Annotated in this window: 25 protein-coding genes; 17 read left to right on the forward strand and 8 right to left on the reverse strand. The window is 69.0% G+C overall.

Annotated features, from left to right (window positions below; genetic code table 11):
• Positions 1-7: 7 nt before the first annotated feature.
• Positions 8-1,396 carry an MmgE/PrpD family protein gene (locus OCQ_RS25145; RefSeq protein ID WP_014386107.1) on the reverse strand — a complete coding sequence of 463 codons (1,389 nt, stop codon included), beginning with the start codon at positions 1,394-1,396 and terminating at the stop codon, positions 8-10.
• Positions 1,397-1,437: 41 nt separating this feature from the next.
• Positions 1,438-2,286 carry a helix-turn-helix domain-containing protein gene (locus OCQ_RS25150; RefSeq protein ID WP_014383514.1) on the reverse strand — a complete coding sequence of 283 codons (849 nt, stop codon included), beginning with the start codon at positions 2,284-2,286 and terminating at the stop codon, positions 1,438-1,440.
• Positions 2,287-2,410: 124 nt separating this feature from the next.
• Here OCQ_RS25150 and OCQ_RS25155 point away from each other — a divergent pair, with 124 nt between their 5' ends.
• The 5 genes from OCQ_RS25155 to OCQ_RS25175 all read left to right on the forward strand — a co-directional run bounded on the left by OCQ_RS25155 (position 2,411) and on the right by OCQ_RS25175 (position 7,097).
• The gene (locus OCQ_RS25155; protein ID WP_014383515.1) at positions 2,411-3,454 is read left to right on the forward strand and encodes a zinc-binding dehydrogenase; all 1,044 of its coding nucleotides are present in this window, start codon (positions 2,411-2,413) and stop codon (positions 3,452-3,454) included.
• Positions 3,451-3,864 carry a nuclear transport factor 2 family protein gene (locus OCQ_RS25160; RefSeq protein WP_008262331.1) on the forward strand — a complete coding sequence of 138 codons (414 nt, stop codon included), beginning with the start codon at positions 3,451-3,453 and terminating at the stop codon, positions 3,862-3,864. The genes OCQ_RS25155 and OCQ_RS25160 overlap by 4 nt, the downstream gene beginning before the upstream one ends.
• On the forward strand, positions 3,865-4,683 hold the full coding sequence (locus tag OCQ_RS25165; protein ID WP_014383516.1) for an SDR family NAD(P)-dependent oxidoreductase: 819 nt from the start codon (positions 3,865-3,867) through the stop codon (positions 4,681-4,683).
• Positions 4,684-4,927: 244 nt separating this feature from the next.
• Positions 4,928-6,220, forward strand: coding sequence for a sodium/hydrogen exchanger (locus tag OCQ_RS25170; RefSeq protein ID WP_014383517.1), 1,293 nt, complete (start codon positions 4,928-4,930; stop codon positions 6,218-6,220).
• Between the two features lie 73 nt (positions 6,221-6,293).
• Positions 6,294-7,097 (forward strand): SDR family oxidoreductase, encoded by an 804-nt coding sequence (locus OCQ_RS25175; protein WP_014383518.1) that lies wholly within the window; start codon positions 6,294-6,296, stop codon positions 7,095-7,097.
• On the opposite strand, the gene OCQ_RS25180 is transcribed toward OCQ_RS25175, so the two are convergent.
• From OCQ_RS25180 to OCQ_RS25190, 3 genes are all read right to left on the reverse strand, one after another.
• Positions 7,089-8,675 (reverse strand): flavin-containing monooxygenase, encoded by a 1,587-nt coding sequence (locus OCQ_RS25180; protein WP_008262336.1) that lies wholly within the window; start codon positions 8,673-8,675, stop codon positions 7,089-7,091. The genes OCQ_RS25175 and OCQ_RS25180 overlap by 9 nt on opposite strands.
• Positions 8,676-8,794: 119 nt before the next feature.
• A complete protein-coding gene (locus tag OCQ_RS25185) occupies positions 8,795-9,271 on the reverse strand; it encodes a YkgB family protein (protein WP_008262337.1) in 477 nt (158 codons plus the stop codon).
• Between the two features lie 61 nt (positions 9,272-9,332).
• Positions 9,333-9,941, reverse strand: a complete 609-nt coding sequence (locus OCQ_RS25190) for a TetR/AcrR family transcriptional regulator (RefSeq protein ID WP_014386108.1) — start codon at positions 9,939-9,941, stop codon at positions 9,333-9,335.
• A gap of 122 nt (positions 9,942-10,063) precedes the next feature.
• Between OCQ_RS25190 and OCQ_RS25195 the strand changes: the two genes are divergently transcribed.
• A complete protein-coding gene (locus OCQ_RS25195; RefSeq protein WP_008262339.1) occupies positions 10,064-10,624 on the forward strand; it encodes a pyridoxamine 5'-phosphate oxidase family protein in 561 nt (186 codons plus the stop codon).
• On the opposite strand, the gene OCQ_RS25200 is transcribed toward OCQ_RS25195, so the two are convergent.
• Together OCQ_RS25200 and OCQ_RS25205 are read right to left on the reverse strand one after the other, a co-directional pair.
• Positions 10,625-11,095, reverse strand: coding sequence for an SRPBCC family protein (locus tag OCQ_RS25200; protein WP_041785327.1), 471 nt, complete (start codon positions 11,093-11,095; stop codon positions 10,625-10,627).
• Positions 11,096-11,134: 39 nt separating this feature from the next.
• Complete coding sequence (locus OCQ_RS25205) at positions 11,135-12,100, reverse strand: LysR family transcriptional regulator (RefSeq protein ID WP_014712576.1); 966 nt, start codon at positions 12,098-12,100, stop codon at positions 11,135-11,137.
• Between the two features lie 139 nt (positions 12,101-12,239).
• Here OCQ_RS25205 and OCQ_RS25210 point away from each other — a divergent pair, with 139 nt between their 5' ends.
• The 11 genes from OCQ_RS25210 to OCQ_RS25260 all read left to right on the forward strand — a co-directional run bounded on the left by OCQ_RS25210 (position 12,240) and on the right by OCQ_RS25260 (position 24,286).
• A complete protein-coding gene (locus OCQ_RS25210; protein ID WP_008262344.1) occupies positions 12,240-13,115 on the forward strand; it encodes an SDR family NAD(P)-dependent oxidoreductase in 876 nt (291 codons plus the stop codon).
• Positions 13,116-13,149: 34 nt separating this feature from the next.
• Entirely contained in the window at positions 13,150-14,310 is a 1,161-nt protein-coding gene (locus tag OCQ_RS25215; protein ID WP_009954484.1) for a sulfotransferase family protein, read from the forward strand.
• On the forward strand, positions 14,300-15,364 hold the full coding sequence (locus tag OCQ_RS25220) for a hypothetical protein (RefSeq protein ID WP_014386111.1): 1,065 nt from the start codon (positions 14,300-14,302) through the stop codon (positions 15,362-15,364). Before OCQ_RS25215 ends, OCQ_RS25220 begins: the two co-directional genes overlap by 11 nt.
• A gap of 18 nt (positions 15,365-15,382) precedes the next feature.
• On the forward strand, positions 15,383-16,204 hold the full coding sequence (locus OCQ_RS25225; RefSeq protein WP_008262349.1) for a mycofactocin-coupled SDR family oxidoreductase: 822 nt from the start codon (positions 15,383-15,385) through the stop codon (positions 16,202-16,204).
• Complete coding sequence (locus OCQ_RS25230) at positions 16,204-16,974, forward strand: SDR family NAD(P)-dependent oxidoreductase (protein ID WP_008262352.1); 771 nt, start codon at positions 16,204-16,206, stop codon at positions 16,972-16,974. Before OCQ_RS25225 ends, OCQ_RS25230 begins: the two co-directional genes overlap by 1 nt.
• Positions 16,975-17,037: 63 nt before the next feature.
• A complete protein-coding gene (locus OCQ_RS25235; protein ID WP_008262354.1) occupies positions 17,038-17,250 on the forward strand; it encodes a heavy-metal-associated domain-containing protein in 213 nt (70 codons plus the stop codon).
• Positions 17,247-19,517 carry a heavy metal translocating P-type ATPase gene (locus OCQ_RS25240; RefSeq protein WP_008262364.1) on the forward strand — a complete coding sequence of 757 codons (2,271 nt, stop codon included), beginning with the start codon at positions 17,247-17,249 and terminating at the stop codon, positions 19,515-19,517. Before OCQ_RS25235 ends, OCQ_RS25240 begins: the two co-directional genes overlap by 4 nt.
• Before the next feature lie 145 nt (positions 19,518-19,662).
• The gene (locus OCQ_RS25245) at positions 19,663-21,051 is read left to right on the forward strand and encodes an alpha/beta hydrolase (RefSeq protein ID WP_009953167.1); all 1,389 of its coding nucleotides are present in this window, start codon (positions 19,663-19,665) and stop codon (positions 21,049-21,051) included.
• A gap of 257 nt (positions 21,052-21,308) precedes the next feature.
• Entirely contained in the window at positions 21,309-22,118 is an 810-nt protein-coding gene (locus OCQ_RS25250) for a polysaccharide deacetylase family protein (protein WP_008262367.1), read from the forward strand.
• A 215-nt stretch (positions 22,119-22,333) separates the two neighbouring features.
• The gene (locus OCQ_RS25255; protein WP_026071104.1) at positions 22,334-23,623 is read left to right on the forward strand and encodes a lipase family protein; all 1,290 of its coding nucleotides are present in this window, start codon (positions 22,334-22,336) and stop codon (positions 23,621-23,623) included.
• 102 nt (positions 23,624-23,725) lie between these two features.
• Positions 23,726-24,286, forward strand: coding sequence for a TetR/AcrR family transcriptional regulator (locus tag OCQ_RS25260; protein ID WP_009953164.1), 561 nt, complete (start codon positions 23,726-23,728; stop codon positions 24,284-24,286).
• Positions 24,287-24,294: 8 nt separating this feature from the next.
• Here OCQ_RS25260 and OCQ_RS25265 read toward each other — a convergent pair whose 3' ends face one another.
• Positions 24,295-24,903: a TetR/AcrR family transcriptional regulator gene (locus OCQ_RS25265; protein WP_014383532.1), complete on the reverse strand. Its 609-nt coding sequence runs from the start codon at positions 24,901-24,903 to the stop codon at positions 24,295-24,297.
• Between the last annotated feature and the right edge of the window lie 4 nt (positions 24,904-24,907).

The raw sequence follows: 24,907 nt of genomic DNA on the forward strand, positions 1-24,907 counted from the left end.
GCGCGCGTCAGAAGCGCGGCCCGGTGCGCGGACGCCGGGCGGTGGGGCTCACGGCGCCGAGCAGTCCGGTGAGCGTGGCGACGGGAATCTCGTCGAGCCGTGCGACCGCCGCGATGATCTCGTCACCCAGCGCCCGCTCGCAAAAGGGCCCGGCGAGCCACCAGAACTTGTCCACGACACGATCCCAGGACATCGGACGGGTGGGTGATCCCTCGTAATCGTCCTGCTCGCGGCTGAATTCGCGTCCGTCGTGCGTCCTGAGGTGCACCCGCGCCGCCGTGCGCTGCGGATAGCCCGCGGTCAGATCGTCGGCCGCCGTGACGTCCACCCGCGACAAGAGGTCCTGAACGTCGGCGCGCAGAACCCGTTCGGTCTCAAGCTGTTCGGGACCGACTCCCCCGTCGAGCAGGGCGACCGCGCTCAGGTATTTGAGGTTGTAGTCGGCCTGCTCCTTGGTGCGCGGGTGGTCCTTGTTGCCGTACGCACCGCCGCCGGCGATGTCGAATGCGCCCTGAAAGACCTCGAGGCCGACCCGCGCGACGTCCTCGCCGCGCAGACTGTTCTCGGCACGCAGCACCAGGACCGCGCCGATCACCACCTGGCCGTGGATGAGCGAACAGTACTGCTTCAGATAGGTCTGTTCGACGCAGGACAGTGCCCGGTCGGCGGTGTGGAAATCGATTGGCTGACCGAATAATTGGACCAGCCCGTGAGGGCCGTCGAACAGCGACTTGGGACCGGTGACTCCGCGCGCCGCCAGCATTGTCGTGTAGACGGCGCGCATGCCGGTGCTGGCCGGGGAGATGCCCTTCCAGTAGGAAACCGGTTCGGCATGCACGCCCGCCAGCGACACATTGTCGGCAGCGGCGGCCGCGATGGCGTTGGCGGTCTGTTCGGCACTGAGCCCGAGCAGTTTCGCGGTGCCCGCGGCCACCGACATCGCCAGTTGCAGCGCATGGTTGAGTCCGCGTGCCATCACGGGAACCTGTGCGCTGAAACGACATTGGACCTCGTAGGCGACCGCCAGTGCCAGCAGGAAGTCGGCGCCGCCGGCGCCGGTGTGCTCGGCCACCGCCAGCACGGCACCGAAGTTGTCGGCGGGATGGCACAAGCCTCCCACGGTCAGGTAGGTGTCGAGCAGATCGGGGTAGCGCACCAGCACCGCATTGAAGAACGCGGCCTGGTCCACCGATGCCCGGCCTCCGCCGACCAGTGTTGCCGTCGGGTCTCCGCTGAATTGGGCGGTGTGTTCACGGACCGTCGCGATGAGCTCCCCGTTCAACGAACCGACGGCGCACGCGACGCTGTCGAGCACGTTGCGCGTCAACAGCGCACGGGGCCGCCCGGTCAGGTCAGATGCCTGCGCGCCGACGACGAATTGGGCCAGCTCGTCCACAAGGTAGTTCTCTGCCATGACTTTTCGCCTCCGGGGCGAGGCTACCCGGCTGATGCTGGTGATCCGCTCAGTGCCGTCGTCTCGTCCGTCAGATGCGCCCCGATGTCCCGGATCTGCCGCGCGCTCAGCGGGCACAACGGGTGCACGGCCACCATCAGGGAAACGCGGCCCCGGTCGTCGAAGACCGGTGCGGCGATCGTCACCACGGGTTGCTTCCGACGCCCGGGGTTGTCGTCGGAAAGGAACCCGATGGTGGTGAATTCGACAAGCAGTTGGTCCATGATGTGCCGCACGGGTGTCGGCATCTCATTGCTGTCCAAGGTGCCGACCACCTGGACGGCCTGGGCCAGTGCGGGTGTCGTCCAGTCGATGTCGAATCCCCGTTCCCGCGTCCGTGCGAGGACCTGTTGCAGGCGCTGCGTGCGATCGGCATTGCTGCCCGCGCCGCGGCGGATCCAGGCGCGTTGTTCCTCGTCGGTGTCCCAGGCCGCCATCGCCACCCCGAAGGGTGGTGCGTAGGGGATGCGGTCGCCCGGTATGCCCGACGGCTGGGTGGCGGGTTCGCCCTCAAATGCGGTGACCACCAGGGAGTCTCCGAACTTCTCGACCACCGAACAGGCGTAGCCGACTTCACCGGACAGGCGCAGCGCGGCCGAGCGCGCCGCGTGGGCCAGCGGGCGGGCGGTGTCCGTGCGGGCGGCCACCACGGCGAGCGCCGGCCCCAGCGCGAACGTCTTTGCGATCGGATCGCGACTGGCCCAGCCGCGGTCGCACAAGGTCTTGAGGATGGCGTGCGCCGTCGCCTGCGTGAGATCGAGCTCGCGCACCACGTCGGAGAACCGCAGCCGCGCGCTTCCGGACCGCGCAAGGAGCTCGACGACATCGAGCACCCGCGCGGTCGGCGCTGACGTCGATCCGCGAATCGCTTGACTCCTCCGCTACGCGATTTTTACAGTTGTACGAACATTCGAGATCTTATGTCGATTATTCGAGAAAGCTACCGTATTGCGCGCAGTGGTGTTGCGAGACGGTCGGCTGCAGGTCCGCGAGACCGCGGACCCCATCCCCGGCCAGGGCGAGTTGTTGCTGCGCACGTTGAGCACCGCGATCTGCGCGTCCGACGTGCATTTCATGGACCACCCGGAACTCGCCATCGACGACCCGACCGGCCGCTCGCTGTATGACACCGATAGAGACATCGTGCTCGGTCACGAATTCGTGGGCGAGGTCATCGGGCACGGTCCCGGTTGCACCGACCAGTTCGCCGCCGGCACGCGCGTGACCGCCATGCCGGTGCGGCTGGTCGACGGCGGCGCGGGCGGAATGCGCATCATCGGCCAGCACCCCGAGGCGCAGGGCAGTTTCGGTGAGCTGTTGGTGGTTTCGGAGGCCGCGACCAAGCGCGTCCCGGGTGACGTGCCCAGCGACGCCGTCGCCTTGACCGACGCGTTCGCCGTCGGCGAGTTCTACGTGCGGTCGGCGCGGTTGGGACAGGGTGAGGTCGCGATCGTCATCGGCGCGGGGGCGATCGGGCTTTCGGCCGTCGCCGCCCTGGCCGCCCGCGGCGTCGAGCCCATCATCGTGGCGGACTACAAATCCGACCGGCGCGAGCTGGCCCGCGACCGCTTCGGTGCCCATGTCGTGGTCGACCCTTCCGAGAAGTCCCCGTTCGAGGCCTTCAACGAGGTCCGTGCGCGGCGCGGATTGCCCGGGCCGGCCGTCGTATTCGAATGCGTCGGCGCCCCGGGGTTGATCCAGAAGCTGGTCGAATCCGCCGAGATGGGCACCCGAATCTATTGTGCGGGTGGCTGGTACACCGGCGACACCCTCGACATCACCACCGCCACCCGCCAGGGCGTGACCATCCAGTTCGGCGGCGGCCCGCACCCGCAGGACTGGTACGGCACACTCGACGCGATCGCGTCGGGGCGGCTGGACCCGCTACCGAGCGTCGGCACGATCATCGGCCTCGACGAGGTCCCCGACGCCCTCGAGCTGGCCCGCAGGTCCGACGGTCCGCCCCGGATCATCGTCCACCCGAATGGAGATCGTCCGTGAGCGAAAGAGAAGACCGGCAAGACATTTCGGACCTGCTGGTGCGTTACGCCACCGGCATCGACAGGCGCGACTGGCCGCTGTTTCGCACCGTGTTCACCGACGACTGCGAGCTCGACTACGGCGAGATCGGCCGCTGGAGCGGTGTGGACGAAGTCACCGACTTCATGGACAAGACGCACGCGATGGCGGGCCACACCCTGCATCGGCTATCCAACCAGGTCATCGCCGTCGAAGGCGACAATGCCACTGCCCGAACCTATGTCGACGCGGTGATCATGTTCGGTGACAACCAGGCCGGCGTCAACGCGTGGGGCTTTTACGACGACGAGATCGTGCGGACCGGCGAGGGATGGCGCATCGCGCGGCGCCGCTTCACTCAGGTGCGCGTCGCTACGTTCGGGGCCCCGTAGATGACGTTCGCGACGAAGTACGGGCCGTGGGCGTTGGTGGCCGGCGCGTCCGACGGTGTGGGGGCGGCGTTCGCCGAAGGACTGGCCGAACGCGGTGTCAACGTGGTGCTGCTCGCCCGGCGGCAAAGCGTTCTCGACCGCGTCGCGGCCGAGATCGAGAACACGACGTCGGCGCAAACCCGCACTGTCGCTATCGATCTCGCGCAGCCCGGCGCCGCGGCGGCGATCGCAGCCGCCACCGGCGACCTGGAGATCGGGATGCTGGTCTACTGCGCCGGCGCCGACCCGAAGTTCACACCGTTCCTTGCCAATTCGATCGAGGCCGCCGAGGCGATGGTGCAGCGCAACTGCATGGTGCCCATGCAGCTGTGCCACCACTTCGCGCCCGCGATGGTCCGGCGAGGCAGCGGCGGCATCGTCCTCTTCGGCTCCGGTGCCGGGTTGGCCGGTGGGCCCAACATGGTCGCCTACGGCGCCTCCAAGGCTTTCGACATGGTGTTCGCCGAGGCGCTCTGGGCCGAACTGCAACCCAAGGGCGTCGACGTCCTGGGGCTCATCCTCGGCAAGACCGATACGCCGGCCCTGCGCGCGCTCGAATACAGCCGCGGCCAGATCGGCTCGCCCGACGAGGCGCCGGCGGACGCGGCCCCCGTCTCCGAGGTCATCGCCGAGGCCTTCGAGAACCTGGGCAACGGCCCGACGCTGATGGTGGGCGACACCATGCGCGCCGCCGCGCAGCTGCTGGCGTCGCTGAGCCGCAATCAGGCCGTCGAGCTTTTCGCCCAGGCCGCCGCCGCGGCCATGGGGCCGGACCACTAGTGGGAACCCGAACCGTTCGCTGCGCGTCGAACCAGTCGTGGCGAGGTTTGCCAAAATTCGAAATCAGGGCTGCCTAACTTTCGCTTCCATAGGCCCCTGTACAGCAAATATGGGCGTGGGCACGTCACCGACTTTGCCTACCCACCGCGTTGCTGACGGTGTGGGCGACGGGTAGCTTGGGTAATCAGTTCGTCACGGCAACCGAGCCGAAGTACCACCACCCGATCGCCGCCTCCCGCGAAGGATGACGATGCTCGCCATAGACAGGCCCGCTGCCGACGTCACGATGACGGCCCAGTGGCGGCGCCGCACCCTGACGCGTTCCGGGCTGATCACCGGGGCATTCGTCGCCCCGGCCGTGGCCATCCGGATCGCCGGGCTGCACGTCGGCGCCGTGCCCGCGCTGCTGATCTTCGGCGCCGCGGTGGTGGCGGCCAGCTTCCTGCTGGCGTGGGCCGCCGAGGCCGCCCAGATCGATGTGTCCGGCGGCCTGGCGACGGCGCTGCTCGCCTTGATCGCGGTCCTGCCCGAATACGCGGTCGACCTGTACTACGCGTACGTCTCCGGCCACAACGCCGAATACACGCAGTACGCGGCCGCCAACATGACCGGGTCCAACCGGCTGCTGATGGGGCTGGGTTGGCCGGTCGTGGTGCTGGTCAGCATCGTGGTGGCGCGCAGGTCCGGATCAGGGAAACCCACCGGGCTGACGCTGGAGCCAGCAAACCGCGTCGAACTGGGATTCCTGTTGATCGCCGGCGTCATCGCGTTCGCGGTGCCGGTGGCCGGCGAGATTCATTTCGGGCTGGGGCTGGCGTTGCTGGCCTGGTTCGGGTTCTACCTGTACAAGCTGAGCCACGGCGAGGTCGAGGAGCCCGACCTGATCGGTACCGCCGCCGCGCTGGGCGAACTGCCCGACGTCCGTCGTCGCGTCGCCGTGGTCGGCCTCTTCGCCGCCTCGGGCGCGGTGATTCTGCTGTGCGCCAAGCCGTTTGCCGACAACCTGGTGGCCGCAGGTACCGAACTGGGCGTCAACCGGTTCCTGCTGGTTCAGTGGCTGGCCCCGCTGGCGTCGGAGGCCCCGGAGTTCATCATCGCGACCATCTTCGCCACCCGCGGCAAGGGCACGGCGGCCATCGCCACGCTGATCTCTTCCAAGGTCAACCAGTGGACCCTGCTGATCGGCTCGCTGCCCATCTCCCACCTGCTCGGTGGCGGCGGGTTCGCCCTGCACCTCGACTCCCGCCAGGTGGAGGAGATGCTGCTCACGGCGACCCAGACGATGATGGGCGTGGCGCTGATCCTGGCGCTGCGCTTCCACCGGGGCGCGGCGCTGGCGCTCTTGGGAATGTTCGTCGTGCAGTTCCCGATCGCCTCGACGCACGGCCGCCTGCTGCTCTGCGGCGTCTACGCGGCGGTGGCCGTCGTCGCGCTGATCCGCTACCGGCGCCACCTGCCCGCCACGGTCCGGGCGCCGTTCTTCGGGACGGCCGTCCGCCACACCGGCCACCCGTTACATCCAGTGCCAGACCCGTAACGTCCCGCGATCGCGCGCCGTATACCGTCCAGGTATGAATCGAGTGTCCGTAATCACAGGCGGCGCGGGTGGCATGGGCCTGGCCACCGCGAAGATCGTCGGGCGCGACCACACGGTGGTGCTCTGCGACGTCCGGCAGGACCGGCTGACGACCGCCGCCGCCACGCTGCAAGAGCTCGGGATCAACCCCACCGTCGTGAACTGCGACGTCACCGACCGGCGAGCCGTCGTGGACCTGCTCGGCACCGCCACGAACCTCGGATCGGTCGTCTCGGTCATCCACACCGCGGGCGTGAGCCCGAGCATGGGACCCGCCGATTACGTCATGCGGACCAATGCGGTCGGCACCGTCAACGTCGACGAGGAGTTCTACGCGGTCGCCGGCGAGGGCGCGGTGATCGTCAATGTGGCCTCGATGGCGGCGCACATGCTGCCCGCGGAGATCATTCCGACAGGCCAATTCCCGCTCGCGCTCGACGACGCCGACGCCTTCATGGGCGCCATGATGACCGCGTGCGACATCGCCCCCGAGGAGGCGCGGTCCGGTCTCGCGTACGCCCTGAGCAAGAGCTTCGTGAAGTGGTACAGCCAGTCACAGGCGGAGCGCTTCAACGCGCGCGGACTGCGCATCGTCTCGGTGTCCCCCGGTTCGATCGACACCGAGATGGGCAGGCTGGAGGAGCAGGCGGGGGCGGGCGCGATGGTGGCCGACGCCGCGGTCCCGCGGTGGGGCAAGCCGGAGGAAATGGCGGAGCTGCTCGCCTTCTGCGCCAGCGAGAAGGCCGGCTACCTCACCGGCACCGACATCCTCAACGACGGCGGGGTGATCGCCTCGATGACCGAGCGGGCGAGGGCGGCCGCCGCCAGCTCAGCCTGAAGGTGCTGGTGCACATCGTGTTTCACCATCGACCGGGTGCGCGTCATCCCGTGGTGGCGCGCCGCAGCGGTGGATCCAATCTCGGCGTCGCAGCCGCCAGGTCCGGCGGGCGTAGTCCAGCTCGGTATAGGGCCATTGGGTGACGATGCGGCCGGTGGGCGAACGGAAATAGCTGTCGCACTGCGTCCAGATGGTCCGCGCCAGGTCGGCGGAAAGCTGGTCGTTGTATCGCCTTTCGGCCTCGGGACGCACGTCGAGGTAGCCGCCACGGCGCGCCAGGCGGCTCACCGCGCTGGCGACCAGCCGCGCCGCGGACTCGAGGATGTAGACGATCGAGTTGCCGCCCTGGTTGGTGTTGGGGCCGTACAGCATGAAGAAGTTCGGGAATCCGCTGACCGCCACCCCCAGGTAGGCGCACGGATCGTCACCCCAGTGCTCGTGTAACCGGCGGCCACCCGTTCCGGTGACGTCGATGCCGGACAGGTAGCGGGACGTCTCGAAGCCGGTGGCGAGCACGATCGCGTCGCTGGCGATTTCGCGGCCCGACGCGGTGATCACCGACGTCTCGCCGACCCGCGCGATGGGCTCGGTGACCAATTCGACGTTGTCCCGCTGCAGGGCCCGGTAATAGTCGTCGCCCAACAACACTCGCTTACACCGGAACGGATAGTCCGGGGTCAGCGCTCGGCGCAACGGCTCGTCGTCGACGGTGCGGTCCAGGAACGACGTCGCGATCTGCGTGCGCGCGGCCACCACGGGATCGTCGGCGAACGTCGCGGTGTTGTCGTGCTGGAATTTCCAGATCTTCCACCGGGTGCGGCGCAGCGCGACCGGGCTGCGCCTGAACCGCGCCAATTCGCTTGCGCTGTACGGGCGGTCGTCCTTGGGCACCATCCACGGCGGGGTCCGCTGGAAGACCGTGACGTGTCCGGCGGTCTTCGCCAGCTCCGGCACCAACTGCACCCCGCTGGCGCCCGTCCCGATCACCGCCACGTCGCGCCCCGCCAGGTCGAGCTGGTGATCCCACTGCGCGGTATGCAGCACCGGTCCGGCGAACCCCGTCAGCCCGTCGATGTCGGGCAGCTTGGCCGAACCGAACAGCCCGACCGCGCACACGACGACGTCGGCGACCAACGTGGCGGACTCGCCGTTGCGGTCGACTCGGCACTCCCACGTCCCGGCGCCCGGGTTCCAGTGCAGGGACCGCACGGTCGTGTCGAGCATGAGGTGGCGTCGCAGATCGAAATCGTCGGCGACCGATTCGAGGTAGGCCAGGATCTCGGGCTGCCGGGCGTACGTGCGGGTCCAGGATGCGTTGGGCGCGAAGGAAAATGAGTACAGATGGCTCTGGATGTCGCAGGCGGCGCCGGGATAGGTGTTGCGGCGCCAGGTGCCGCCGACGCCGTCGGCGCCCTCGATGATCACCAGGTCGTCGATGCCGGCGCGGCGCAGCGCGACGGCGGCACCGAGACCGCCGAAGCCCGCGCCGATGATCGCCACCCGCGGCGATCGCCCGCGCCGCGTCGTCGCGCGCAGCCGCCCAACGGCATAGAGCCAGCGGGCTTTTCGGCTGGTCACGGGCCGCCCTGCGCGCGGCGTTCTTCGGCGTGCCCGCGTCGTGGCGCGTCGACGCCTATCTCCTGGCCAACGGTCTCGGTCACGGCCTCGGCTTCCTCTCCGTGGCCACGACTATATAGTCACTCGCTGCGGGCGGGATACGGCCGTGCGGTGACGCCGCCCGCGGACAGCGAGTCGCCCAGCGTCCACACGGCAACCCCGAGCAATACCAGGTCCTTGAGCAGAAACTGGCCGGGCAGCGCCGAGAGCACCGGCATGCCGTGGGCATGGGTTGCGATCACGCCGGGGGTGGTGAACAAGAAACTCACCGTGCCCAGGAACAGCACCACCGCCAGCGCGCTGCCCGCCGCCGAGACCCGCGGCCGCCATGGCCGCAGCGCGATGAGCAGGGCCGCAACGATTTCCATCGTTCCGAGCGCCCGCGCGACGAAGGTGACGCTGAAGACGTCGTAGAGCCAGCTCATCAGGGGGCTGTGCTCGATGAGCACGCGCGATTCCATCTTCACGTACTTGCCCACTCCGATCCACACCAGCACCACCACCAGGCCATAGCGGCCCACGAGTTGACCCCAGCGGCTCAGCGTGTTTGCGATCATCGAGCGGTGTCCTTTCGGGCGCGGTCATCCACCCAAGCCACGGTTGGCGCCGCGAAAACGTTCACTCGCGCAGTCGTTCGAGCCCGGAGACGATGAGCCGCAACCCAAAAGCGAACTCGTCGGCCAGCGGAACGGGAAGCTCGTCGGCGACGGTGACGGTCGCGGGATAACGCGACGGATCGAGCCGATGAAACGCCGCCGACAGCTCCGCTTCACCGCCCCCATCCGTCGCTCCGGGCAGTTGTAGCGCGAAACCCAAGACGTAACGGGCCAGCGTGGCGTAGGCATGGGCCGCGACCGCCGGCGCAAAGCCGTTGTCCAGCAGGATCACCAGGCAGCGCTCGCGATTGGCCAACGCGCTCGGCCCCGTCGGCGTGTATTCGATCAACAGCGGCGCGACATTGCCATGCCGGCGCAGCGCGTCAAACATGTGTTGCGCGAACGTGATACACGCCTGCTGCCACGGTAGGGCCGCCAGCGCCCGCGCATCGAGGTCGACTTCGCCCAGTATGTGGTCGATCACCTGCGACACCAGTTCGGATCGATTGGAAAAGTGGCGGTACAGCGTGGCGGTGCCCGATCCCAGGCGCTGGGCAAGCGACCGCATCGACAACGCGTCCGCCCCCTCCGCGTCGAGGAGTTCGACGGCCGCGCCCAGGATGCGGTCCATCGGCAGGGCCGGGCGGCCGCGGGACCGCCGCGGCCCCCGGTTGACATCGTCACGCATTACGGAGACACTGTATCCGTAATTATCGCGCGGATCAACTCCGTTGACAGCAAGGAAAATTCGTCATGCTCCTCCCCCTGGCGGCAGAGCCCTTCACCGCTCCGGCCGACCGCGACATGCTTCCCTCCGAACGACGGGAATTCGTGCGCACGCATCGCACGTGCGTGTTCGGCTACCGTCGCCGCCACGACGGCCCCGCCATGTCGGTCGTGTACTACATCCCCACCGACACCGACGACTTGCTCGTCTCCACGATGGCCGGCAGGGGCAAAGCCCGGATCGTTCAGCGCGACGGCAAGGTGAGCCTGTGCGTCCTCGACGAGCGGTGGCCCTTCGCCTACCTGCAGGTCTACGCCGACGCCGCCGTCGAGGACGACCGGGATCTGGCGATCGACGTGATGATGGCGGTCGCCGGCCGAATGTCCGGCCAGCCACTCGGTGACGAGGCGCGCCCGCACATCGAGGCGATGTGCGAACGCGAGAACCGCGTCGTCATTCGGTGCCGGCCCTACTCCACCTACGCGACGCCTCCACGCCATCTGCACCGCAACGACCAGGCCTCGGAACTGAGCCACTGGGTGTCCGGCGTGATGCCCTGGGACGCAGCCGATCCGGTGGCGAACTGATCACCCAGCGTAGCGATCCCGCAGTTTGGTCAGCGTCGCCTCGATGCCCGAGGCGTTCGCCTTGACGAAGCCCATCCGCTCGTAGTACTTCAGTTTGTTCTTCAGCGCACCGGCATCCCGGTAGTCGAACGTCTCGGTGACCTGCGTCAGGTTCGGTGACAGCGCCTCGAATTCCCACCGCCAGCGATGACCCAGCGGGTGGCGCCATTCGACCACCTCGTTCGGCGTCAGCGCGGTGATCGTGCTGGTGATGCGGTAGGGCACGCCGAACATCTTCATGCTCGTCGAAAACTTCGAGCCCTCAAGGAGTTGCGGCGGCATGGTGATGTTGTCGCGCACCGTGCCCGACCCGTCGAGTTCGTGGTGACGCCGCGGATCGGCGACGATGGCGTACAGCTCGGACGCCGGCGCGGCCACTTCGACTCTGCGGCTCACCTGGCGGGGCCCCCGGTCAACAACGGTGACGGTCATTGCGAATCTCCTTTCCGCTAACCGGCAGCGTAATCCCGTTCAGTTCCGCGGCTCGGGGATGTTGGGGTCCCATACCGGTGACGGCTCGAAACGCGCCGGCCAGAAGCCGGATTTGGTCAACCGCGCCACCTCTTCGCGCAACACGATGCCGATCTTCGCCGCGAATTCGCGGGGCAGTTCCAGCGCCGCGGTGGCGGCCACGCCGAGTTGTTGGTCGATCGGGGGTTCGTGGATCGACGTCCACCGCAGCCGCCCCGCCTCCACATCGGCGCCGCACGCCGCCATCGGCAGCACCGCATAGCCGAGCCCCGCGGCGACCAGATGCTTGGCCACCTCCACCGAATCGGTCGAAAAGCGGGCCGTGATCGCAACTTTGAGCCGCAGCGCGGTGTTCTCCAGGGTGTTTCGAATGCCGGTCAGCCCGCTGGGCATGACCAGCGGGAGCTTGGCGAGATCGGTGAAGCGGATCGGGCTGGCGGGCGAGAGCTCCGACGCGGGCCCCCCGACCAGCACGAGGTCCTCGGTCACCAGGTGCCGGTGGAAGAGCCGGTCATCGGAGACCGGGTTGATCACCGCGAGGTCGATCGCGCCCTTGAGGAGGCGCTCCACCAGGTCGTCGGTCTCGGCCACGGCGACGTGGAAATGGACATTCGGGAACGCGGCGCCCACGCTTGCCGCCAGCGGCGCGGCCAGGACGCCGGCGGCGGTCGGCACGATCCCGAACAGCAGCCCGCGCTCGATGCGCGCCAACGGCGATCCCGCATACCGGACCGCGAGCTCGAGCTGACGCAGCGGCGCGGCGGTCGAGGAGCGCAGCCGTTCGCCCTCCTCGGTGAGGTGCACGCCCCGGCGGGTCCGCTCGAACAGCGTGATGCCGAGGTCCTCCTCCAGCAGCCGGATCTGGCGACTCAGCGCCGGCTGGGCGATGCCCAACACCGCGGCCGCGCGGGTGATCGAGCCTTCCTCCGCGATCCGCAGGAAGTACTTGAGCCGGTGGGTGTCCATCGCCTCCACATCTACCAGCCATATAAATGCGGCATGACTGGTTTCCCGAATTGGTATTACCTGCTGGCCGTGAGGCCGTCATATCGTCAGCGAGGTGGGGCGGCGATGCCGTCCCGGTCTGGCTGAGGAGGGGTCGACGATGACGGTTCAGGACGACCAGGACTGGGTGCAGCTGCTCGGGTTGGACCGCCTACCGGAGCACATCGTCGGCAAGCGCGTGACCGAGCTGATGGACCTGTCCGGCAAGAAGGCCTTCGTCACCGGAGCCGGCGGCGACGGCCTGGGGCAGGCGATCGCCAACCGGCTGGCCGGCTGCGGCGCCGAGGTCGCGCTCATCGGCCGCACCTTCGAGAAGGTCGAACGCCGGGCCGAGGAAGTCGAGCGGCGCTGGGGCGTGCGGGCCATCCCGGTCAAGGCCGACATGTCCGACTGGGACCAGGTGCACGGCGCGGTGCGGCAGGCTCACCACGAGCTCGGCGGCCTCGACATCATGGTGAACAACCCGGTGATGGTGGCCGCGGGTCCGTTCGAGAAGCAGACGAAAGAGGACATCGACTACACGGTGCTGGGCAGCCTGACGATGATGATGTACGGGGCGCACGCCGCGCTGGCGTACATGCTCGACCAGGGTTCGGGGAAGATCATCAACATCGGGTCGGTCGGCGGCCGCATTCAGCAGCGCGGCCTGGTCGTCTACAACGCGTGCAAGGCCGGCGTCATCGGGTTCACGCGCAACCTCGCCCACGAGGTCGCGCTGCGCGGTGTCAACGTGTTGGGCGTGGCGCCGGGCATCATGATCAAACCGGAGATGCGGCAGTACCTGCTCGATCCTCAGGACGACAAGCAGCGCGCCGGCCGCGGCGCCATCCAGGAAGCGATCACCCACCAGGTCCAGCTGGGTCGCGCGTCGTTGCCCGAGGAGGCCGCCAACATGGTCGCATTCCTGGCCTCCGAGGCCGCCGACTACCTGTGCGGTCAGACCATCGACGTCGCCGGCGGGCAGTGGATGGGTTGAGCGCCGCCGCAAGGACTTTGATCGAGGAGACGCCGTGCTGACATCCGGTGAGCTGATGGAGGAGGCCGCGGCGCAGACCGGGCTCACCGACTTCGGCGACGACTCCTTCACCGAGGGCCTGAACGTCCTGTTGTCGGCGTTGCGCGACGAGGCCCACCTGAACGAGCGCGGGGAAGCCTTTCTGCGCCAACGCATCGCGGGCTATCTCTCGCAACGGCTGCAGGTCGAGGACTGGTTTCGGCGGCACCCGGAGATCGGCGACGTGCCCATCCGCGAACCGCTGGTCGGCCTGGGATTGCCCCGGACCGGATCCACCGCCCTGTCCATGCTGCTGGCCCAGGATCCCGAGGTGCGCTACCTGCGCCGGTGGGAGTCGACGCAACCGTGCCCCCCGCCCTCGACGGTGCACGGCGTCGATCCCCGCGTCCCGGCCGACCGGGGCGAGATGGTCGGCACCCGCCGCCACGTTCCCGGCGACACCCACGGGCCCATGGAGTGCCACGAGCTGATGGCGCTCGACTTCAAGTCGCACATCTTTCAGTCGTTCGCCGAAATCCCCTCGTACTCAACGTGGCTCGTGCACCACGCCGACCTCACCCCGACGTTTCGCTATCAGCGGCGGGTGATGCAGCTGCTGCAGTGGGGCGAGCCTGAGCGGCCGTGGCGGCTGAAGTGCCCGTCCCATGTGTTGTGGCTCGACGCGCTGGACGCGGTGTTCCCGGACGCCCGATTCGTGATGACCCATCGCGATCCCACCGACGTCCTGTTGTCGGTGGCCGACCTGTACGCCGACATCATCGGGTCGTTCAACACCCGGATCGACCGCCGCTACATCGGCCGGCTCAACGTCGAGCATTGGTCGCTGGGCATGGAGCGGGCGCTGCGGTTCCGCGCGGCCGGTGCCGACGATCGGTTCTACGACATCGACTTTCGGGCCATGCAGGCCGACCCGGTCGGCGAGGTCGCCGGGCTGTACGCCTGGCTCGGGGCCCCGGTGTCCGACGAGTTCGAAGCGCGGATGCACAGTTGGTGGGAGCACGCCGCCGCGCAGCGCGAGCCGAGCTCGCACGCCGACCCGGTGGAGTTCGGCATCGATCTCGACGAGGTTCGGCCCCGGTTCGCGCGCTATGTGGACAGCGCGCGGCGGTGGACGCGGCATCCAAAGGTAAGGAGCGAGGAAAGCAATGGCGGTTGATCTCACCGGCGGCATCGACCCGTCGCGCGAGTACGTGCTGGCGCAGCGCCCCGAGGATCCGGAGATGCGGGACTCGGTCAGTTTCTGGGTGGTCGACGACCGCGGCGAGATCGGCCTGCCCCGCGTGGGAATCGAGGCGGTGGGCGCCAATTGGGACTCCCACGACATTCAGGTCAATGCCGCGTTTCCCGACGGGCGCGTCTACCGGCTGCGCACCAACGGGCCGTCGCTGCCGGCTCGCGGCGCCGACGGGCGGCCCACCGTGCTCGGCGCCGGCGGCCTGGCATTCCAGTGCCTCGAACCCTTCGACACCTGGACGATGTCCTACGACGGGCCGGCCGTGCAGACCTCGTCGGTCGACCTGGTGGCGGGCAGGAAGGACGGCCCGACGACCAACATCGGCTTCCACGTCGAGGCGAGGATGGCCGTGCCCCCGTGGGTCCAGGGCGCGCTACAGGCCGACGCGGGCACGCAGCTCCAAACGACGTCTGTCGGGGCCATCATGGGCGGGCCCCGCTACGAGCAATTGTTCACCGCCACAGGGGAATTCCGATTTGGGGATGAACGCCACACCTTCACCGGGAGCGGCCTGCGGATCCGTCGCACCGGGGTGCGCAAGCTCGCCGGCTTCTGGGGACACTGCTGGCAGTCGGCCGTGTTCGGCAGCGGCCGCGCCTTCGGCTACATCGCCTATCCGCCGCGCCCCGACGGCCAGCCCACCTTCAACGAGGGATTCGTCTTCACCGGCGACGGCGGCCTGGTCCCGGCGCGGGCGGTGCGGGCGCCGTGGCTGACACGCCTGCGGCCACTCGGCGAGGATGCCTCGCTGGTGCTGGAGACCGCCGACGGGCTAGTCGAAATCGCCGGCGAGACAGTGTTTTCCACGCACGACGTGCACCACGACGACGACATGTACTCCATGCACGCCCTCAAAGAGGAGATGGCCGAGTTCCCCGCCGTCCAGCAGGCCGGCGTGCGCTACCGATGGGACGGCGAAGAAGCGTACGGCATGCTGGAACGCTCCAACCCGCTCGACAAGCTCGCGCGCGACTGAAAGGAACCCAGACCACACATGAGCCAGTCACTCTCGGGAAAGGTCGCGCTGATCACCGGCGCCGCGCGCGGGCAGGGCCGGGCACACGCCGTGCGTCTTGCGGCCGAGGGCGCCGACATCATCGCGGTCGATCTCGCCGGGCCGCTGCCGCCGAGCGTCCCCTACGACTCGCCGACGTCCGACGATCTGGCCGAAACCGCACGGCTGGTGAGCGAAGGCGGCCGGCGGGTCGTCACCGCCGAGGCCGACATCCGCGATCTTGACGCGCTGTCCGCCGCCGTGGACAAGGGGGTCGGCGAGCTGGGCCGGCTCGACGTCATCGTCGCCAACGCCGGGATCTGCAGCCCCGCGCCCTGGGATCAGATCACCGCGCAGGCGTTCCGAGACACCATCGACACCAACGTGATCGGCACCTGGAACACCGTGATGGCGGGGGTGCGGCACATCATTGACGGCGGCCGCGGCGGCTCGATCATCCTCATCGGTTCGGCGGCCGGCATCAAGATGCAGTCGTTCATGATCCATTACACCGCAAGCAAACACGCGGTCGTGGGGATGGCGCGGGCGTTCGCCGCCGAGCTCGGCCGGTACAACATCCGCGTCAACAGCCTCAACCCCGGCGCCGTCGCCACCCCGATGGGCACCGGCCGGATGCGGGAAGCGTTACAGGCCGCCGCCGACGACTACCCACACCTGCGGGGCATGCACAAACCGCTGCTGCCCGAGGGCATCGCGCAGCCCGAGGACATCGCCGACGCCGTGGCCTGGCTGGCCTCCGACCAATCCAGATTGGTGACCGCGACCCAGGTGTCGGTCGACATCGGCGTCGGGTACGTGTGATGCGCGGCCTGACCGGCAAGACATTTGTGGTCGCCGGGGGCGCCACCGGGATCGGCGCGGCCACCGCCGAACGCCTCGCCACCGAAGGCGCCCGTGTTGCCATCGGCGACAACAACATTGCGGGCGCCGCCGCCACCGCGCAGCGCATCGTGTCGGCCGGCGGCCGCGCGATCGCCGTCGAGTTCGACCTCGCCGACGAGCAGTCGGTGCGGCGCCTCGTCGAGACGACGCTCGACGAGTTCGGGGCCATCGACGGCCTGCACAACGTGGGCGCCGATCTGTCCGAGGGAAACCTGGGACGCGACACCACGATTCTCGACACCGACATGGACGTCTGGCAGCGCACGCTCGACGTCAACCTGCTCGGGTACGTCCGCACGATCCGCGCGGTCCTGCCGCACCTGCTCGCCCGGGGTGGGGGCAGCATCGTGAACACCTCGTCGGGCGCCGCGCTGGGCAGCGACCCCATGCACGTCGCCTACGGCGCCTCGAAGGCGGCGGTGAACCACCTGACCCGGCACGTGGCCGTCAACTGGGGCAAACACAACATCCGCAGCAACGGGGTCATGCCGGGCCTGGTGATGGGCGAGACCCAGGAGCGCCAAAACGACGTCGCGCTCCAGCAGGCCTTCCTGACGTTCGGCAAGACCAGCCGGCTGGGCAAGCCGGACGACCTCGCGGCGATCACCGCGTTCCTGCTGTCCGACGAGGCCGAGTGGATCACCGGCCAGGTGTGGTACATCGGCGGCGGGTCGCACCTGCGCCAATAGCCCGAACCCCCCGGCAGGCAGAATGGTGGGGTCAAGTCCGCGGCGGGATCGAGAAGGAGCGGCATGCCCACCAGCGAATATCGGGTGAGCGGGATGAGCTGCGCGCACTGCGAGGCCGCCGTCCAGGGCGAGGTCGCCGGGATTCCCGGCGTCGACGGCGTGACGGTCAGCGCCGACACCGGCCGGCTCGTCGTCACCAGCGCGGTGCCCATCGACGCGGACGCCGTCCTCGCCGCGGTCGACGAGGCGGGCTTCCAGGCCGTCCAGGTCGCATGAGCACGCCCCCGCGAAACATCGACGAGGGCACCCTCCCCGAGGACACGCCGGCCGCCGCGCCCCCCATCGAGCTCGAGATCACCGGGATGACCTGCGCCTCCTGCGCCGCCCGGATCGAAAGAAAGCTCAACAAGCTCGCCGGCGTCTCGGCCACCGTCAACTATGCGACCGAGACGGCCGCCGTCAGCGCCCCCGCCGGGTACGACCCACGGATCCTGATCGCCGAGGTCGAAAAGGCCGGTTACGCGGCCGCCCTGCCGCGACGTTCGCCGGTGCGCGACGCCGAGCTGACTTCGCTGCGCCGGCGGCTGATCGCCGCCGCCGTGCTGGCCGGCCCGGTTATCGCCATGGCCATGGTTCCCGCGTGGCAGTTTCACCACTGGCACTGGGCGTCGCTGGCGCTGACGGCGCCGGTCGTCCTGTGGTGCGGGCTGCCCTTCCACGCGGCCGCCTGGGCCAACCTCAAACACGGCGTCGCCACCATGGACACCCTGGTCTCGATCGGGACCCTGGCCGCGTTCCTGTGGTCGCTCTACGCGCTGTTCCTCGGGACCGCCGCCCAGCCGGGCATGCAGCACGACTTCGAGCTCACGGTCGGGCGCGATGACGCCCCGTGCCACGTCTACTTCGAGGTGGCCGCCGGCGTCACGCTGTTCGTCCTGGCCGGCCGTTATTTCGAGAAGCGGGCCAAGCGGTCCGCCGGCGACGCGCTGCGCGCGCTGGTGGCGCTGGGCGCCAAGGACGTCGGGGTCTTGCGTGACGGCACCGAGACCCGGCTCCCGATCGAGCGGCTCGCGGTGGGTGACCAGTTCGTGGTGCGTCCCGGGGAACGGATCGCGACCGACGGGGTCGTCGTCACGGGTTCCTCGGCGGTCGACGCATCGATGCTGACCGGCGAGTCGGTGCCCGTCGAGGTCGGAGCGGGCGACGCCGTCACCGGCGGCACCGTCAACGCCGGGGGCCGGCTTGTCGTCCGGGCCACCGGGATTGGCGACGACACCCAGCTGGCGCAGATGGCCAAGCTCGTCGAACGGGCCCAATCGGGCAAGGCACGGGTGCAGCGCCTCGCGGACCGGGTCTCCGGCGTGTTCGTTCCCGTCGTCCTGGCGCTCGCGGTGGCGACCCTGGGCGGCTGGCTCGCGGCGGGCTTCTCGCCCACCACCGCGCTGACGGCCGCCGTCGCGGTGCTCATCATCGCCTGCCCGTGCGCGATGGGCCTCGCGACTCCGACCGCCCTACTGGTCGGCACCGGCCGCGCGGCCCAGCTCGGCGTCCTCATCCAGGGGCCCGAAGTGCTGGAGTCCACCCGCAGGATCGACACGATCGTGCTCGACAAGACCGGCACCGTCACCACCGGCCGAATGGCCCTGGTCGACGTGGTCGTCGGGGCGGGAACCGACCGCGCCACGCTGTTGCGCTACGCCGGTGCCCTGGAGGCCGCCTCCGAACATCCGGTCGCGCAGGCCATCGCCCGGGCCGCCGCGGCGCAGCTCGGCGCGCTCCCCACGCCCGCCGATTTCGCGGGTGTCCACGGCATGGGCGTGCACGGCACGGTCGACGGCCACGCCGTCGTCGTCGGGCGCGCGAGCCTGATGGACGAGCGCGGTGCGCGCCTCGACGCCGCGCTCGCCGCGGCCAAATCCCGCGCGGAGGGCGACGGCAAGACGGCCGTCGTCGTCGGCTGGGACGGCGCGGCGCGGGGGCTCCTGGTGCTCGCCGACACCGTCAAGCCGTCCAGCGGCGACGCCGTGCGCCAGTTGCAGCGACTCGGCCTGACCCCGGTGCTGCTCACCGGCGACAACCACACCGTCGCCGCCCGCATCGCCGCCGAACTCGGCATCGCCGAGGTGATCGCCGAGGCGATGCCCGACGACAAGGTCGCGGCCGTCAAGCGTCTGCAAGCCGAGGGCAAGGTGGTCGCCATGGTCGGCGACGGCGTCAACGACGCCGCCGCGCTGGCCGCCGCCGATCTGGGTCTGGCCATGGGCGCGGGCACCGATGTCGCGATCGAGGCGGCCGACCTCACCGTGATCCGCGACGACCTGCGGGCGGCCGTGGACGCGATCCGGCTCTCCCGCCGGACGCTGGCCACCATCAAGACCAACCTGGTGTGGGCGTTCGGCTACAACCTCGCCGCGATCCCCCTCGCCGCGCTCGGCATGCTCAACCCGATGCTGGCCGGCGCCGCCATGGCGCTCTCCAGCGTTCTCGTCGTCGGCAACAGCCTGCGGCTGCGCTCATTCACCAGCGTCGTCACGGACACGTGAACCCGGCGGAGCGTAGGCCGGCGGGCCGCGATCGTATGGGATAGTGAGTCCGGCCACCGGCCGCCGAGACGCCGCCCGGCCCCTTGACGATCACGACAATCACCGCACCCTCGCGCAGCGATCGATCTAGCAAAGGTCACGACCGTTGGAGCAGTTCTTCGGGCAACTGTCCCTGCTGCATGGCTGGTTTCCGCCCGCCGTTCAGGGCCTCGCGTTGCTCGTGCTGATCGTCGCGATCCAATGGCGCGCGCGAAGTTGGCTCAAGCGAGTGCTGCCCGTGGCGCTGATCGCGGCCGTCGCGGTGACCGCGCTGTCGCGCTGGTACATCACCTCGCTCGGGGTGGCCGGGGATCCCGCGCCGACGACGCTGTGGTTGTGGATCGCGATGAGCGGCCTGGCCGCCGCGGTGTTCCTGGTGGGCTGGCGGGGCGCGCGCTGGTGGCGCCGCGGGGTGGCCGTGCTGTCGATACCGCTGTGCGTCCTGTGCGCGGGCATGGCGCTCAACGGCTGGGTGGGCTACTTCCCCACGGCGCTGGCCGCGTGGAACCAGCTGACCTCGGTGCCGTTGCCCGACCAGGTCGACCGCCTGCGCGTCACCGAGATGCAGATCGCGGGAACGAGGCCCACCAAGGGCGTCGTGGTGCCGGTCGACATCGACTCCTCGGCCTCCCATTTCGCCCACCGGCGGGAATTGGTCTATCTGCCACCGGCATGGTTCAACAGCAATCCCCCGCCCCGGCTGCCGGCCGTCATGATGATCAGCTCGGCCTTCAACACCCCGGCGGATTGGCTGGGTCCGGGCGGCGCCTTCACCGCCATCGACAACTTCGCCGCCGCGCATCACGGTTTCTCGCCGGTGCTGGTGTTCGTCGATCCGACCGGGTCGTTCGACAACGACACCGAGTGCGTCAACGGCCCCCGCGGCAACGCCGCCGACCACCTTTCCAAAGACGTCATCCCGTTCACGGTGTCGAACTTCGGCGTCAGCGCCGATCGGGCCAACTGGGGCGTCGCCGGCTGGTCGATGGGCGGTACCTGCGCCGTCGACCTGGCCGTCATGCACCCGGAGCTGTTCAGCGCGTTCGTGGACATCGCGGGCGACCGCGGTCCCAACGTCGGCTCCAAGGACCAGTCCGTCGCGCGGCTGTTCGGCGGGGATCAGGCCGCATGGGCCGCCTTCGACCCGGTCACCGTGATGACCAAGCACGGTCACTACGCCGGCCTGTCCGGATGGTTCGACGTGCCCGTCTCCTCGGGGCCCGGCAACGTCGCCGAACAGGCCAGTCCGACCCTCGTCGCGTCCAGCGATCCCGCCGCCAACCCAGAGGGCCAGGACGCCGCCGCGAGGTCGCTGTGTGCGGTCGGCACCGCGCACGGCATCGCCTGTGCGGTGGTCACCCAGGAGGGCAAGCACGACTGGCCGTTTGCCGCCCAGGCGTTTGCCACCGCCCTGCCGTGGCTGGCTTTTACGCTGGGAACTCCCGCCGCCGAACCCGTGCAATTGCCGCAACGCGGCGCCGGGGAACCGCATTGATCCTCGCTGGTCGGGTCGCCGTCAGCGGCCGCGATGTCCGCCGAGAGAATTCACAGCTGACCCTCCCGTAACGCAGCCGACTATTTGGGCCTTTGAATGGTACGGTTCGCTGCTGTGGCCTCGGTGTTTTGCGCGAACGGCGGTCCCTGCGGGGACCCGCCCGGTACGCAACGCGCCGCCATCCGTTTCCAAATGACCGGGCCGAAATCTCCTTTTCTGCGCCCATCCCTTTTGATCGACGTCGCCCCTTCGCAGCCATGAACCGCCGCCAGTTTCTTGGATCGCTCGCCGCGTCGGTGGTTGCCGGCGTCGGGACGGCGCGGCTCATCGTCGACCCGCAGCCGCGCACGTTCGCCCAGACGCCCGGCGTCGACATACCGACTTCGGGCCCGACCGCGCCGCAGGCCCTGCTGCCGCCCCCGCCGCTCAGCGCCCGCATCCCCCTGCCCGGCGGCGGCGCATTGATGAAGCTCCCGGGCGAAGGCGACCTGCTCGCGCTGACCGTCGACGACGGCGTGAACAGCGAAGTGGTGCGTGCCTACACGCAGTTTGCCAGGGACACCGGCGTGCGGCTGACGTACTTCGTGAACGGGATCTACGACTCGTGGACCGAAAACTCCGAGCTGCTCCGGCCGTTGGTCGACAGCGGGCAGATCCAACTCGGCAACCACACCTGGTCACACCCGGACCTGACCACACTGACCAAAGAGCAAGTCGCCGAACAGCTCACACGAAACGACACGTTCTTGAAGAAGACGTACGGCATCGGCGCGAAACCCTATTGGCGCCCGCCCTACGCCAAGCGCAACGCCGCCGTGGATGCCGTGGCCGCCGACCTCGGTTACAAGGTGCCCACCTTGTGGTCGGGTTCGCTGTCGGATTCGACGTTGATCACCGAGGACTACATCGTGCAGATGGCCGACCAGTACTTCACGCCGCAGGCCATCGTGATCGGGCACCTCAATCATCTGCCGGTGACGCACGTCTATCCGCAGCTCGTCGACATCATCCGCGACCGCAACCTGCGCACGGTCACGCTCAACGACGTGTTCCTCAAGACACCCTGACGGCGGCTACCGCCGGCGCCGGGTGCGGACTCGTTGGCCGACAACGTCTTCGACGTCTCGCGTGGATCCCCCGGTCGGCGCTCGCGCAGAAGCCGCGCTCCGGTGAGCCGAGCCCCTGGGCGGAAGAGGTGGCCGGAATTCCGTTAACCGCGAGATCTCTAAAAAATTAGAGATTGCTCTTCCGCTGGCGGGCGGTCCATTGTTACCGTTCCGTAATGCATCGGGCCGGGGGAGTATTCACAGTACTGCTGATAATTGCTTCGGCTCTGGTGGGCACCGGAATTGCGCGCGCCGACGGCGGGGACGAGCCGCAGTACGCGGACTTTTATGCCGCGCCGGATCCGCTGCCGCCCGGTCAACCCGGCGACCTGATCCGCACCGAACCGTCGCGACTGGTGCTGGAGCCCTCCGGCCAGCTGGGCGCGATCATGGCGTCCGGCACGCGAATCATGTACCGCAGCACCGACACCCGGGGCAACCCGATCGCGGTGACGGGCACCTATTTCGAGCCCTACAACGACTGGCCGGGCGCCGGGCCGCGCCCGTTGATCAGTTACGCGCCGGGTACCCAGGGGCAGGGCAATCAGTGTGCGCCGTCGCGAATGTTCAACCAGGGCATTCACTATTCGGGTGGCTGGGACATCATGTTCAACTACGAGGAACTGTTCGTCGCCACCATGGTCGCGCGCGGCTTCGCCATTGTGATGACCGACTACGAGGGCCTGGGCACCGCGCCGATGCACACGTATGTGGGGCGGGTGGCCGAGGGACAGGCGGTGCTCGATGCCGCCCGCGCCGCCATGCGCCTACCCGGCACGTCGCTGGATCCGCATGGGCCCGTGGCGTTTTGGGGCTATTCGCAGGGCGGCGGCGCGACCGCGTCGGCGGCCGAGCTCGCCTCGCAATACGCCCCCGACCTTCACATCGTGGGCACCTACGCCGGGGCGCCACCCGCCGACCTCAAGGAGCTGTTGCCCTACGCCGACGGCAGCGCGCTGGTCGGCGTCGTCGGGTACGCGCTCAACAGCGTCATGGCCGCCTATCCCGAGTTCGCCGACATCATTCGCTCCAAGATGACGCCGCGCGGGTTGGCGATGCTGGAATCGGTGTCACGCCAATGCGTCGGACAGACGTTGCTGGACTTCATGTTTCGTCACATACAGCCCTACTTCACCGAGGACATCAATCAGCTGGTGAACGAGGAGCCGTTCAACAGCCTGTTCGAGGCGCAACGGCTCGGCCGCTTCAAACCGAACGCGCCGGTGATGATCGACAGCAATCGCTACGACCCGCTGGTGCCGTGGACCGCGGCCAACCAGCTCGGGCGCGACTGGTGTGCCCAGGACGCCGACGTCGAATTCCGCACCAACGAAGAGCCGCCGTTCCTCAACAAGCTCGTCATCAACCACGCGCTGCCGATGCTGGTCGACGGCGAACCGGCGATGCAATGGATCGCCGCCCGCTTCAACGGCGAGCCCACCACGCCGAACTGCGGTCAGTTCTAAAGCGCGGGCTAAGTCGGCGCCGATAAACTGGGGCGCATCGCTGCACGCAGAAAGCACAACGCGCCCGAGCGGCGCCGCCAACTCGCCGACGCCGCGATCGAATTGCTGGGCAGCAACGGGGTGCACGGGGTCAGTCACCCGAAAGTCGACGACCACGCGGGCGTGCCGGCCGGCACCACATCGTTTTATTTCCGGACCCGCCGGGCGCTGGTGCACGCCATCGCCACCCGGCTGGCCGAACTCGACGTCGCCGACTTTTCGATGATGGCCGAACTGGCCGAGGATCACGCCACCCAGTTCACCGGCACCGCCGGCCTGGCCCGCATCGTCATGTACGTCAACAGCGAACCCTGGCTCACCCGCGCCAAGGCCCGCTACGAGCTGGCGCTGCTGGCCGGCCGGGACCCGGAACTGGCCGCGGCCCTTAGTGAGTCGGCGGACCGGCTCTACGCCCTGGCCCGCGACGTCGTCACCCAGTGGCACCCCGAGGGCAGCGCGCCGGATCCGGCATTGGTCGACGACCAGGCGACCGCCACCCTGGCCTTCATCAACGGGATCATGCTGACCTTCGTCGCGGGCCAGCCGGCCGTCGACGACCCCGAGCACCTCGACCGGCTCATCCAGGGCGTCATCGCCGGCGTCGCGCACGTGCGCGGTGACTGACCGCCTCGTCAGCGCGCGTCGAACATCCCGTCGATGAGCCGGTGCAGCACTTCCCGGGTCTCGTCGCGCGTGCGGTCCGGGTCATCGGCGGTGGCGATGACCATCGCGGCCTCGTCGAGCGCGCCGATGAGCACGTGCGCCAGCGGCCGCACCGGCTGCTCGGCCAACTCGCCGGCCCGGATCGCCTCGGTGAGCATCTGCTCGGTCATGCCCAGGCTGTACCGCTGTGCGACGTCGCGGAATCCCGCCCAGCCGAGCACGCTCGGCGCGTCCAGCAGGATCAGTTGCCGCACTTCGGGATCGGCGGACACCTCGAGCCAGGCGTCGACCGCGCCCCGGACCGCGGCCGTCGGCGTCGCCGCCCCCGACTCGGCGACCACCACGGCCATCCGCGCCATCACATCCTGCTCGACGACCTCGACGACCTCACGGAACAGCGCCGCCTTGTCGGCGAATTGGTGATACATCGCGCCGCGGGTGACCCCGGCGGCCGAGGCGATTTCGGGCGTTCCCACGTCGGCGTATCCCCGCAGGCCCCAGAGTTTGCGGGCAGCCGCGATCAGCGCCTCGCGGGTGGCCGCGGAGCGCTCCTCCTGGGTGCGTCTCTTGCTTTCCATACAA

This window comes from Mycobacterium paraintracellulare (genome assembly GCF_000276825.1).
GTDB classification, from domain to species: domain Bacteria; phylum Actinomycetota; class Actinomycetes; order Mycobacteriales; family Mycobacteriaceae; genus Mycobacterium; species Mycobacterium intracellulare.

What these genes read in the sequence shown, in the direction of transcription:
- OCQ_RS25235 (WP_008262354.1), top strand. Translation starts at nt 17,038, where the DNA reads ATGCCCACCAGCGAATATCGGGTGAGCGGGATGAGCTGCGCGCACTGC.
- OCQ_RS25170 (WP_014383517.1), top strand. Translation starts at nt 4,928, where the DNA reads ATGACGATGCTCGCCATAGACAGGCCCGCTGCCGACGTCACGATGACG.
- OCQ_RS25210 (WP_008262344.1), top strand. Translation starts at nt 12,240, where the DNA reads ATGACGGTTCAGGACGACCAGGACTGGGTGCAGCTGCTCGGGTTGGAC.
- OCQ_RS25190 (WP_014386108.1), bottom strand. Translation starts at nt 9,941, where the DNA reads ATGGACCGCATCCTGGGCGCGGCCGTCGAACTCCTCGACGCGGAGGGG.
- OCQ_RS25225 (WP_008262349.1), top strand. Translation starts at nt 15,383, where the DNA reads ATGAGCCAGTCACTCTCGGGAAAGGTCGCGCTGATCACCGGCGCCGCG.
- OCQ_RS25255 (WP_026071104.1), top strand. Translation starts at nt 22,334, where the DNA reads ATGCATCGGGCCGGGGGAGTATTCACAGTACTGCTGATAATTGCTTCG.
- OCQ_RS25175 (WP_014383518.1), top strand. Translation starts at nt 6,294, where the DNA reads ATGGGCCTGGCCACCGCGAAGATCGTCGGGCGCGACCACACGGTGGTG.
- OCQ_RS25205 (WP_014712576.1), bottom strand. Translation starts at nt 12,100, where the DNA reads ATGGACACCCACCGGCTCAAGTACTTCCTGCGGATCGCGGAGGAAGGC.
- OCQ_RS25265 (WP_014383532.1), bottom strand. Translation starts at nt 24,903, where the DNA reads ATGGAAAGCAAGAGACGCACCCAGGAGGAGCGCTCCGCGGCCACCCGC.
- OCQ_RS25165 (WP_014383516.1), top strand. Translation starts at nt 3,865, where the DNA reads ATGACGTTCGCGACGAAGTACGGGCCGTGGGCGTTGGTGGCCGGCGCG.
- OCQ_RS25185 (WP_008262337.1), bottom strand. Translation starts at nt 9,271, where the DNA reads ATGATCGCAAACACGCTGAGCCGCTGGGGTCAACTCGTGGGCCGCTAT.
- OCQ_RS25195 (WP_008262339.1), top strand. Translation starts at nt 10,064, where the DNA reads ATGCTCCTCCCCCTGGCGGCAGAGCCCTTCACCGCTCCGGCCGACCGC.
- OCQ_RS25220 (WP_014386111.1), top strand. Translation starts at nt 14,300, where the DNA reads ATGGCGGTTGATCTCACCGGCGGCATCGACCCGTCGCGCGAGTACGTG.
- OCQ_RS25200 (WP_041785327.1), bottom strand. Translation starts at nt 11,095, where the DNA reads ATGACCGTCACCGTTGTTGACCGGGGGCCCCGCCAGGTGAGCCGCAGA.
- OCQ_RS25240 (WP_008262364.1), top strand. Translation starts at nt 17,247, where the DNA reads ATGAGCACGCCCCCGCGAAACATCGACGAGGGCACCCTCCCCGAGGAC.
- OCQ_RS25250 (WP_008262367.1), top strand. Translation starts at nt 21,309, where the DNA reads ATGAACCGCCGCCAGTTTCTTGGATCGCTCGCCGCGTCGGTGGTTGCC.
- OCQ_RS25230 (WP_008262352.1), top strand. Translation starts at nt 16,204, where the DNA reads ATGCGCGGCCTGACCGGCAAGACATTTGTGGTCGCCGGGGGCGCCACC.